General features: G+C 61.7%; 11 protein-coding genes. 6 read left to right on the top strand and 5 right to left on the bottom strand.

All coding sequences use genetic code 11. The features are described 5' to 3' along the window. Positions 1-186: 186 nt before the first annotated feature. Positions 187-945, bottom strand: coding sequence for a TetR family transcriptional regulator (locus EOA86_RS09755; protein WP_245497205.1), 759 nt, complete (start codon positions 943-945; stop codon positions 187-189). Between EOA86_RS09755 and EOA86_RS09750 the strand changes: the two genes are divergently transcribed. Further along, positions 904-2,082 carry an NAD(P)/FAD-dependent oxidoreductase gene (locus EOA86_RS09750; RefSeq protein WP_245497204.1) on the top strand — a complete coding sequence of 393 codons (1,179 nt, stop codon included), beginning with the start codon at positions 904-906 and terminating at the stop codon, positions 2,080-2,082. The genes EOA86_RS09755 and EOA86_RS09750 overlap by 42 nt on opposite strands. A 100-nt stretch (positions 2,083-2,182) precedes the next feature. Here the strand turns inward: EOA86_RS09750 and phbB are convergent, their stop codons facing one another. Together phbB and EOA86_RS09740 are read right to left on the bottom strand one after the other, a co-directional pair. Next, positions 2,183-2,908, bottom strand: a complete 726-nt coding sequence (phbB, locus tag EOA86_RS09745) for an acetoacetyl-CoA reductase (protein WP_128341404.1) — start codon at positions 2,906-2,908, stop codon at positions 2,183-2,185. A 133-nt stretch (positions 2,909-3,041) separates the two neighbouring features. Further along, complete coding sequence (locus EOA86_RS09740) at positions 3,042-4,220, bottom strand: acetyl-CoA C-acetyltransferase (protein ID WP_128341402.1); 1,179 nt, start codon at positions 4,218-4,220, stop codon at positions 3,042-3,044. A 299-nt stretch (positions 4,221-4,519) separates the two neighbouring features. On the opposite strand from EOA86_RS09740, the gene phaR reads away from it, so the two are divergent. Further along, positions 4,520-5,131, top strand: coding sequence for a polyhydroxyalkanoate synthesis repressor PhaR (gene phaR / locus EOA86_RS09735; protein WP_127211363.1), 612 nt, complete (start codon positions 4,520-4,522; stop codon positions 5,129-5,131). Positions 5,132-5,198: 67 nt separating this feature from the next. On the opposite strand, the gene EOA86_RS09730 is transcribed toward phaR, so the two are convergent. After that, positions 5,199-5,645, bottom strand: a complete 447-nt coding sequence (locus EOA86_RS09730; protein ID WP_128341400.1) for a hypothetical protein — start codon at positions 5,643-5,645, stop codon at positions 5,199-5,201. A gap of 101 nt (positions 5,646-5,746) precedes the next feature. Between EOA86_RS09730 and EOA86_RS09725 the strand changes: the two genes are divergently transcribed. The 3 genes from EOA86_RS09725 (at position 5,747) to EOA86_RS09715 (ending at position 8,545) form a co-directional block, all read left to right on the top strand. Beyond that, on the top strand, positions 5,747-6,439 hold the full coding sequence (locus EOA86_RS09725) for a TetR/AcrR family transcriptional regulator (RefSeq protein WP_128341398.1): 693 nt from the start codon (positions 5,747-5,749) through the stop codon (positions 6,437-6,439). A 131-nt stretch (positions 6,440-6,570) separates the two neighbouring features. Next, on the top strand, positions 6,571-7,365 hold the full coding sequence (locus tag EOA86_RS09720; RefSeq protein WP_164891654.1) for a 3-hydroxybutyrate dehydrogenase: 795 nt from the start codon (positions 6,571-6,573) through the stop codon (positions 7,363-7,365). 49 nt (positions 7,366-7,414) lie between these two features. After that, positions 7,415-8,545: a patatin-like phospholipase family protein gene (locus EOA86_RS09715; RefSeq protein ID WP_128341394.1), complete on the top strand. Its 1,131-nt coding sequence runs from the start codon at positions 7,415-7,417 to the stop codon at positions 8,543-8,545. A 14-nt stretch (positions 8,546-8,559) separates the two neighbouring features. Here EOA86_RS09715 and EOA86_RS09710 read toward each other — a convergent pair whose 3' ends face one another. Further along, on the bottom strand, positions 8,560-9,156 hold the full coding sequence (locus EOA86_RS09710) for a TetR/AcrR family transcriptional regulator (protein WP_128341392.1): 597 nt from the start codon (positions 9,154-9,156) through the stop codon (positions 8,560-8,562). Between the two features lie 122 nt (positions 9,157-9,278). On the opposite strand from EOA86_RS09710, the gene EOA86_RS09705 reads away from it, so the two are divergent. Beyond that, a complete protein-coding gene (locus tag EOA86_RS09705) occupies positions 9,279-9,740 on the top strand; it encodes a (2Fe-2S)-binding protein (protein ID WP_128341390.1) in 462 nt (153 codons plus the stop codon). Positions 9,741-9,758 lie beyond the last annotated feature (18 nt).

The raw sequence follows: 9,758 nt of genomic DNA, 5'->3' as shown, positions 1-9,758 counted from the left end.
CCCCAATATGTAGTGTCGTGAACAGGTTTTCCACCGGGTATCCACAGGCGGGGAACAGGTTTTGCACAGGCTGTGCGGCCGCCGTTAACTTTTGCGTGCCGCTTCGGCACAAGGTCGGCGTCGCGTCCATCGTCGGCGCAGTCGCTGCACGAGGACCAGTGTGCCAGCAATGCAGAACGGATTGGTTCAAGACCCGTCCTCTCCCACGGCATAGCGCTGCAAAGTAGGGCCGACTTTCTGGATAATTTCGTCGTGGGACAGGGCGACGACTGGCGGAAGCCGCAGCAGGTACCGGCACATCGCCAGACCCAGCAGCTGGCTCGAAACGAGCCCGGCCCGTCGACCCGCATCGGCGGGGTCAGAGACCGCCGCAACCACCGGCCTCACCTGGTTGCCAAATACGTCGCGCAATTTTTCCGCGGCGAATTCGTTCGACGTCGCCGAACGCAGCAGAATTGCCATGCTAGGACCGCTGGCCGGGCCTTCCCAGATTTCGAGAAAACGCCTGACCAGCGTTTCACCGATGGCGTTTCGATCGATCACCCGCAGCGCCGGCAATTGCAGGTCGACGACCGCCGCCCTGGCAAACAGTTCGTCCTTGCTGCGGAAATAGCGGATCACCATGGCCGGATCGATCGAGGCATGCGCCGCGACGTCGCGGATGGAGGCGCCGTCATAGCCGTGCTCGGCGAACAGGAGCCTCGCGGCCTCGAGAATTTGGGCGCGCGTGCGGTCCGACTTGCTGGGTTTCTTCGGCTGATTCTCGGTCATGAAATTCATATGCCAACGGCCGTTGACAAATGCAATGGGTTCGACTAGAAAGTCAACGATCGTTGACAAATGGAGACAGAAATGTTGCCCGAAACTACGGAAGTCCTGATAATCGGCGCCGGGCCGATCGGCATGGCGCTGTCCATCGTGCTGCACCAGGCCGGTGTCGATCATGTTTTGATCGACAGGCTGGCGCAGGGGCTTCAGACGTCGCGGGCTGGCGTCATCCACGCGCAGACGCTGGAAACGCTGCAGCCGCTCGGCGTCCCGCAGCGGCTGAGCGAACTTGCCCTGAAGCTGCAGAATTTCGCCATCCGCGACCGCAATCGGGCGCTGCTCAAGCTCGATTTCAGCAAGCTTCCGTCAAGGCATCCCTATCTGATGATGCTGCCTCAGAACCTGACCGAGCAGGTGTTCGCCGAACGGATCGCAGCCCTGGGCGGCGTGATTCATCGCACGGTCGAGGCCAAGGCGGTCGTTCAGGACGCTGACGGCGCACGCGTGACGGTGGTCGAGAACGGCCGCGAGAAACTGATATCGGCACGCTACGTCGTTGGTGCCGACGGCATGCACAGCCTGGTGCGCAGGTCGACCGGCATCGAGTTCGACGGCGCGGCCTATGACGCTTCGTTTGTACTCGCCGATGTTCGTCTCGACTGGCCGGTTGGGCCGACCGAAGTGTCGCTGTTCTTTGCACCGGCCGGGCTGGTGGTGGTGGCGCCGCTCCCGGACGGATCGTACCGGGTCGTCGCGACAATGGATGACGCACCGGAAAAGCCCGAGATCGCCGACATCCAGGCGCTGCTCGACAGCCGCGGACCGACCGAGAAAAGAACGCGGGTGCTCGACCTGTCGTGGAGCTCGCGTTTTCGTGTGCATCACCGCCTGGTCCGCTCGTACCGCAAGGACCGCTTGTTCCTCATGGGTGATGCCGCGCACGTGCACAGCCCGGCGGGAGGGCAAGGCATGAACACCGGCATCATCGACGCGGTCGTGCTTGGCCAGTTGCTTGGCGACGTGGTGAACGGCGTGCGCCCGGAAGCGGAGCTCGACCTTTACGAAACGCTGCGACGCCCGGCGGCCCAAGAGGTGCTTGAACTGGCGGGCACGATGACCGACCTGGCGCTTACCCGCAGTTCGGTGAAGCGGTTCGTCCGCAATCTCGTGCTTTCGATGCTGAACCTCAATCCGTTCCTGAAGCGTCGTATCGCCTTGAAACTATCAGGCCTCAGCCGGGCGCCGCTTGCCCGCCTGCCGACACCTTCGCGCGAACGATCGCCCAGACCAAGCCTGCAGCCGAACCAGGGCTGAAGCTTCTTGCCTGACAGCCGCGATTGTGTGGCTCCCAGCCCTCGGTCTTGGCCGTGTTGGCGTTGGGCCGGTACGTCAGGCACCGGCGAGAGCCGACGTCTCAGGTGATGTACTGGCCGCCATTGGCGGAGATCGTCGAGCCGGTGATGAAACCGGCATCGTCGGAAGCGAGGAAGACGACGCAGCGTGCGATCTCTTCCGGCTCGCCGAGGCGGCCAACCGGGATCTGCGGGATGACGCGCTCGTTGAGCACCTTCTCGTCCATCGCCCTGACCATCTCGGTGGCGATATAGCCGGGACAGATGACATTGACGGTGATGCCGGCCCGCGCCCCTTCCTGGGCGAGCGCTTTGGTGAAGCCGATATCGCCGGCCTTCGAGGCCGAATAATTGACCTGGCCGGTCTGGCCCTTCTGGCCATTGATCGAGGAGATGGTGATGACGCGGCCGAACTTGCGGTCGCGCATGCCGCCCCACAGCGGGTGCGTCATGTTGAAGACGCCGGAAAGATTGGTGTCGACGACCTCTTTCCACTGCTCGCGCGTCATCTTGTGGAACATGGCATCGCGGGTGATGCCGGCATTGTTGACCAGCACGGAAACCGGACCGAGATCGGCCTCGACCTGCTTGATGCCGGCAGCGCAAGCATCGTAGTCGGCGACGGACCATTTGTAGACCGGGATGCCGGTCTCTGCCTTGAATTTCTGCGCCGCTTCGTCATTGCCGGCGTAGTTCGCGGCAACCTTGTAGCCGGCGGTTTTCAGGCCGATCGAAATCGCGGCGCCAATACCGCGCGACCCACCGGTGACGAGTGCTATCTTTGTCATGATGTCCTCCCTTTTTTCCTTCATGAACGGCGGGCGACGAAACCGGGAACGCTCTAACGGCGATTGAGCCCCGTTCGCCACCGACTATTTCACGGCTCGCTCACCTTGTCTTCACGACGCTTCGCATATGACTTCACAGCGCTTCCACGCACATGGCAACGCCCATGCCGCCGCCGATGCACAGCGTGGCAAGGCCTTTCCTGGCACTTCTGCGGCGCATCTCGTAGACCAGCGTGTTGAAGATTCGGGCACCGGAGGCGCCGATCGGGTGGCCGATGGCGATGGCGCCGCCATTGACATTGACGATGGACGGATCCCAGCCCATGTCCTTGTTGACGGCGCAGGCCTGCGCGGCGAAGGCTTCGTTGGCCTCGACCAGGTCGAGATCGCCGACCGACCAGCCGGCCTTGGCCAGCGCCTTGCGCGAGGCGGGAATAGGCCCGGTGCCCATGATCTGCGGATCGACACCAGCGGTCGCCCAGGACACGATGCGCGCCAGCGGCGTGATGCCGCGCTTTGCGGCTTCCGCTTCGGTCATCAGCAGCACGGCGGCGGCGCCGTCATTGATGCCGGAAGCATTGGCGGCGGTCACGGTGCCGTCCTTATCGAAGGCCGGTCTTAGCTTGGTCATGGCGTCGATCGTGGCGCCGTGGCGGATGTATTCGTCTTGGTCGACAATGGTGTCGCCCTTCTTGCCCTTGACGGTGAAAGCCACGATCTCGTCCTTGAATTTGCCGGCCTTCTGCGCGGCCTCTGCCTTGTTCTGGGAGGCCAATGCGAGCCGGTCCTGGTCCTCGCGGGTAATCTGGAACTGGCGTGCGACGTTTTCGGCCGTGTTGCCCATGTGGTAGCCATTGAAGGCATCCCACAGCCCGTCCTTGATCATGGTGTCGATCATCTTGTAGTCGCCCATCTTGACGCCGGCACGCAGGTGTTGAGCGTGCGGGGCCAGCGACATCGATTCCTGCCCGCCGGCGACGATCACCTTGGCATCGCCGGCGGCGATCTGCTGCATACCGAGAGCAATAGCGCGCAGACCTGAGCCGCAAACCTGATTGAGGCCCCAGGCGGTGGTTTCCTTTGGCAGGCCGGCATTGATAGATGCCTGGCGGGCGGGGTTCTGGCCCTGAGCCGCGGTCAGCACCTGGCCGAGGATGACCTCGTCGACCTCTGCCGGCTCGACACCGGCGCGAGACAGCAGTTCCTTGATGACCACGGCACCAAGCTCATGCGCCGGGGTGGCGGCAAAGGCGCCGTTGAAGGAACCGACGGGCGTGCGCGCCGCACTGGCGACAACGATGGCAGCGGACATGTTCTTCTCCAGACTTCGAGGTATCGAGGTTTTTGGTATCGTCAGGGCTTTCTTGCCCTTTCAACGATCCAAGTCAAACCGGAAATGGGCATGCCCGCCATGGGCCGCAAGCAGGTTGCGCTTTGTGGTGGAAACAGCCCGCCCATTGCTGCGCAGCATTTTTAGCCCGCTATGCAGCATTAATTGATCCCGCAGTGCACAAACCACTTGGAATTGCGACGCTTTTGCGCATATCCTTGAAAAGGCGCAATCGTTACCGGCAGCTTACTCAAGTGCGCCGGTGTCCTGGGAGGATGCTGATGGCCGCGAAAGACGAACCGATTATCATCAAGAAATATGCCAATCGCCGCCTCTACAACACCGGCACAAGCACTTATGTGACGCTCGAGGACCTTGCCGAAATGGTCAAGAAGGGCGAGGAGTTCACTGTCCAGGACGCCAAGACCGGCGACGACATCACGCATCCGGTGCTGACCCAGATCATCTTTGAACTGGAGAACAAGGAGGGGCAGAACATGCTGCCGATTCCGTTCCTGCGCCAGTTGATCGCCTTTTACGGCGACCAGATGCAGATGATCGTGCCGAGCTTCCTCGAGCAGTCGATGATCGCCTTCTCAAAAGAACAGGAACGCTTCCGCGAGCAGATGAAGGGGGCGTTGGGCAAGTCGCCGCTGGACATGATGAAGATCGCCACGCCGATCAAGGCACTGGAAGAGCAGACGCGCCGCAACATGGAGATGTTCCAGAATGCCATGCGGCTGTTCACGCCCTTCCCACCTGCAGCCTCGAATGGCTCTTCCGCAGCGCCAGCGGAGCCGGCCAGGAAAGAAACGTCGGATAAACCCGACGACCTTCAAGAGTTGAAGGAACAGATCGCCGCCATGCAGCGCAAGCTTGACACGATGTCGTGATCGCCGGCTGGACTAAACCCGGCCGAAATCTCCCATCAGCAGACCGTGTCAGAACATCTCTGCCACGCTATTTCGTCGTCACCGTCACCAGCGCAGTAACGGGTTTGCCGTCCACTAGAATGGGCTTGTGATGATCATCGGCAAGTAGGACGCCGATCACGTGCTTGCCGGCGGCATCCGGACAATGGCCGAAACGAGCCTTGATAAGATCGCCGCCAAAGTCGCTGTTCATGCTGTTGTACGGCTTGCCGGCGATATTGCAGGTATCTGCGGCGGGATCGATCTTCATATGCACGTGCCCGCATTGGCTGACGCCGTCGCATTCACCCGCTGGCAGCAGCGTGAAGTTGCTCCTGATCACGACGCCTATCGCCCTTTCGGGATCGTTGCCGAGTTCGATGACCGAACCGGCCACCGGCCAGACGATTTCCAGAGTTGGCCGGTCTTCGGCCTGGGCAGACCCGAGCGACAATAGGGAGAAAGCGAGGGCAGTCGTTGCGATGATGCGAAGCATGGTAACCTCCGTTGATATTGTAATCACTGATTACATATGAATCGCTGGGGCGCAAGAAAATAATCGGTGATTACATTTCGGCCTCGTGCTACAGGGAGGGCATGACCAACACCACGGATTCCAGCGAAGCCGCCAACCCCAAGCGCTATCATCACGGCAATCTGGTCGAGGCCTTGATCGCGGCAACCGTGGAGATCATCGAGGAACGCGGAGCAGAGCATGTGTCTGTGCGCGAGGCCGCAAAGCGTGCCGGCGTTTCGCCCGGCGCGCCATTCCGCCATTTTCGGTCGAAATCAGCATTGCTGACCGCAGTCGCCGAACAGGCGATGAACCGGCTGACTGAGGCCGTTGCCAATGCACAGTCCAAGGTCGACAGCGCAGATCCCATTGTGGCCTTCGAAGCAATCGGACAGGGCTATCTGGAATGGGCGATCAGCAATCCCACGCATTTCCAGATCATCAGTTCCCGAACGCTGATTGATTTCGACGCGTCGGATAGTCTTCGTGATCAGAATGAAGCCATTCGCCGGAAGATGATCGACCTGCTGATCCAAGCGCAGCAACAAGGTCGGCTCGCTCCGGACACCGACTTCGATCATCTGGTGCTTGCCGCGCGCGCATTTGTCTACGGATTAGCACGCATGGCAATCGATGGTCATTTCCCGGAGTGGCATCCGTCCGAGCCGCCATCCCTCGCCGCGCGGAGAGCTCTCCACCTTTTCATGAGCCGGATGACGATTTCATCCAAAGCGCAATCTCCGGAGCACCCCGAAGTGGCTTGCGGGGGTCGCTGACAAACTACAACTTCGAGGGAGGGTGTCCTCATTCATGACAAAAATTTCATGTCAGCGCCAATCCGTGCCGCTGTTCTTGCGCCACACGAGACATATATGCTGCACTGCAATATGTCTCCGTTAGCACCGCACTGAAGGATCTCGCCTTGCCCAGCAGAAAAACCGCCATCGTCACCGGTTCCACCTCGGGCATCGGGCTGGCCATCGCCCATGCGCTCGCAGCGGAAGGGTGCAACATCGTCGTCAATTCCTTTTCCGACACGGCCGACGACCAGGCCATCACCGATGCGATCGCCAAACATCACGGCGTGAAGACCGCCTACATCAAAGCAGACATGTCGAAGCCGGCCGAATGCCGGGCGCTGGTCGCAAAGGCAGCCGAGACCTTCGGCTCGGTCGACATCCTGGTCAACAATGCCGGCATCCAGCATGTCGCGTCGGTGGAAGAATTTCCGATCGAGAAGTGGGACGCGATCATTGCCATCAATTTGTCGTCGGCCTTCCACACCATCGCCGCCGCGATCCCGCTGATGAAGCAAGCCGGCGGCGGCAGGATCGTCAACATCGCCTCGGCCCACGGGCTGGTCGCCTCGCCGTTCAAGTCGGCCTATGTCTCGGCCAAGCACGGCATCATGGGGCTGACCAAGACCGTCGCCTTGGAACTGGCGCGCGACAAGATCACATGCAACGCCATCTGCCCCGGCTATGTGCTGACGCCGCTGGTCGAGGCGCAGATCCCCGACCAGATGAAGGCGAACAAGATGGACCGCGACACTGTGGTCCGCGAGGTCATGCTCGAAAAGCAGCCGACCAAGGAATTCGTCACGGTCGAGCAAGTTGCCGCTGCCGCGGTGTTCCTGTGTTCGGATGCAGCGGCGCAGATCAACGGCACGCATATTTCGGTCGACGGCGGCTGGACCGCCTAGTGAATTTGCTGCGCGAAACAAATCTGGCCGACAAATCAAGGGCAACGCCATGACGACAAACGGCAAGGTGGAGGAGCCCAAGAAGATCAACGTCGCGCTGCAGGGCGGCGGCTCGCACGGCGCCTTCTCCTGGGGGGTGCTCGACCAGCTGCTGGAGGACGGACGGCTCGACGTCGCGGCGGTTTCGGGCACCAGCGCCGGCGCGATGAACGCGGTGGCGCTGGCCGACGGCTTCGTCCGAGGCGGCGTCGAGGGGGCGCGACAGAAGCTCGACGATTTCTGGCGCGCGGTGGCGCTGAAGGGCCGGTTCAGCCCGGTACAGCGCATGCCGTGGGACGTGGCCTGGGGCAACTGGTCGATCGAGAATACGCCGGGCTATCTCTTTTTCGACACCATGTCGCGGGTGTTTTCGCCCTATGTCGCCAACCCGCTCGGTCTCAACCCGCTGCGCGACGTGATCGAACAGGAGATCGATTTCGGCAATGTGCGCGCCTGCAAGTCGATGGAGCTGTTCATCTCCGCGACCAATGTCGAGACCGGGCAGTTGCGCGTCTTTTCCGATGGCGAGATCGATCTCGACACGGTGATGGCGTCGGCTTGCCTGCCGCAGCTGTTCCGCGCTGTCGAGATCAAGGGAGTGCCCTACTGGGATGGCGGCTATGGCGGCAATCCGGCGCTATTCCCGTTCTTCAAGACGGCTGCCACTGAGGACGTGCTGTTGGTGCAGATCAATCCGGTGGTCCGCGAGGGAACGCCGAAGAGCGCCAACGAAATCCAGAATCGCATCGACGAGATCACTTTCAATGCCGGGCTGCTGCGCGAATTCCGTTCGATCGCCTTCGTCAAGGAGCTGATCGCCGCCGGCCGGTTGCCGCACGGCGAATACCGCGACATCCGCTTGCACCGCATCGATGCCGACGAGGCGTTCAAGGATCTGTCGGCATCGTCCAAGGTTAATGCCGAATGGGCGTTCCTGACCTATCTGCGCGACCTTGGCCGCACTGCCGCCAGCGATTGGCTGGAGGAGAATTACGACGCCGTCGGCAAACGGCCGACGCTTGATCTCTCAGGCGAGCTCGACGACGGCTTCAAGCCGATGCGTGGTCCGGCACCTGGCCGGCGGGTCAAGGAGTTCCTCGCGGCCCGCAAGAAGCCCGAGGCAGCGCGTCGCCAAGCCTGAGGCGTTTTGGATTGTCAGCTTTTTTGCAAGGCCAGATCGATCACCTTGATCAGCGCGGCCGCCGCCCGCCGCTGCTCGTCCGGATCGCTGATACGCATCTTCATCCCATCCAGCCCGTCGAGCAGCATGTCGGCGAGCAGTTTTACCGACAAGCCCTTGGCGGTGAGGTCGACGCCATTGCGTCCGGCTTCGCTCTGGATCGCTGCGGCGATATGCTCGGCAAACCGGCCGCGCCAGCAGCCGATCAGATCGGCGAGGCTCGACTTCATGTCAAGGAGTTCGGCGCCATGCGGCGAGGCATTGACGGCCCGCGTCATCGAGATCAGTGCCTCGTCGATGGCCCGCATCGTGCGCTCGGCAAATGGTTCTTCGCCGGCGAGCGCCGTTTTCGCCTGCTCGAGCGAGCGGGAAAGCAGCATCAGCGCGATGGCGCGATAAATGTCGGTCTTATTCTTGAACTGGAGATAAAGCGCCGGCCGCGACATGTCGGCGGCACGCGCAATGTCGTCCATGGTGGTGCGAGCGAAACCATAGGCCAGAAACACCTTCAGCGCGCCCTCCAGAATGCGGGCGCGCTTGGGGTCGGTGGCGATGTCCTCGGACTCAATCATGCTGCAACCTTATCCTGCAAAAGCTCTGTTGACAAAATGACGTAATTTGTCAATATGTATGAGGACGAAATGGCCGACCGGCCTTTCGCCTTGGGCTGCGGACGACAACAAAGGGTATCCCCATGCGCCTCACAGTCGACGGGCAGGCATTCGACATCCAGGCCGATCCCGAAATGCCGCTACTGTGGGCGCTGCGCGATCTCATGGGCAAGACCGGGCCGAAGTTCGGCTGCGGCATTGCCGCCTGCGGCGCCTGCACGGTGCATGTCGATGGCCAGCCGGTGCGCTCCTGTTCATTGCCGGTCGGTGAGGTCACCGGCACGGTCACCACGATCGAAGGCATCGGCACCGAAGGCAGACTGCATCCGGTACAGCAGGCATGGCTGGAAGTGCAGGTCGCCCAATGCGGCTACTGCCAGGCCGGCCAGATCATGAGCGCGGTGGCGCTGCTCGACGAGTTTGCCGAGCCGACCGATGCCGACATCGACAATGCCATGGGCGGCAATCTCTGCCGCTGCGGCACCTACCCGAAGATCCGCGCGGCGATCAAACGAGCGGCCGTCCTCAAGACGGCGGGAATCTGACCATGGCCAGTCTCGGAA

The sequence above is a fragment of the Mesorhizobium sp. M5C.F.Ca.IN.020.32.2.1 genome (assembly GCF_004023105.1).
GTDB classification, from domain to species: Bacteria; Pseudomonadota; Alphaproteobacteria; order Rhizobiales; family Rhizobiaceae; genus Mesorhizobium; species Mesorhizobium wenxiniae.
This window is presented reverse-complemented; position numbering and strand designations above follow the sequence as displayed.

Excerpts from the sequence above, each read along its gene's own strand:
- EOA86_RS09740 (WP_128341402.1), bottom strand. The coding sequence starts at position 4,220 with ATGTCCGCTGCCATCGTTGTCGCCAGTGCGGCGCGCACGCCCGTCGGT.
- EOA86_RS09750 (WP_245497204.1), top strand. The coding sequence starts at position 904 with ATGGCGCTGTCCATCGTGCTGCACCAGGCCGGTGTCGATCATGTTTTG.
- phbB (WP_128341404.1), bottom strand. The coding sequence starts at position 2,908 with ATGACAAAGATAGCACTCGTCACCGGTGGGTCGCGCGGTATTGGCGCC.
- EOA86_RS09725 (WP_128341398.1), top strand. The coding sequence starts at position 5,747 with ATGACCAACACCACGGATTCCAGCGAAGCCGCCAACCCCAAGCGCTAT.
- EOA86_RS09715 (WP_128341394.1), top strand. The coding sequence starts at position 7,415 with ATGACGACAAACGGCAAGGTGGAGGAGCCCAAGAAGATCAACGTCGCG.
- EOA86_RS09710 (WP_128341392.1), bottom strand. The coding sequence starts at position 9,156 with ATGATTGAGTCCGAGGACATCGCCACCGACCCCAAGCGCGCCCGCATT.
- EOA86_RS09755 (WP_245497205.1), bottom strand. The coding sequence starts at position 945 with ATGATCGACACCGGCCTGGTGCAGCACGATGGACAGCGCCATGCCGAT.
- EOA86_RS09730 (WP_128341400.1), bottom strand. The coding sequence starts at position 5,645 with ATGCTTCGCATCATCGCAACGACTGCCCTCGCTTTCTCCCTATTGTCG.
- EOA86_RS09705 (WP_128341390.1), top strand. The coding sequence starts at position 9,279 with ATGCGCCTCACAGTCGACGGGCAGGCATTCGACATCCAGGCCGATCCC.
- phaR (WP_127211363.1), top strand. The coding sequence starts at position 4,520 with ATGGCCGCGAAAGACGAACCGATTATCATCAAGAAATATGCCAATCGC.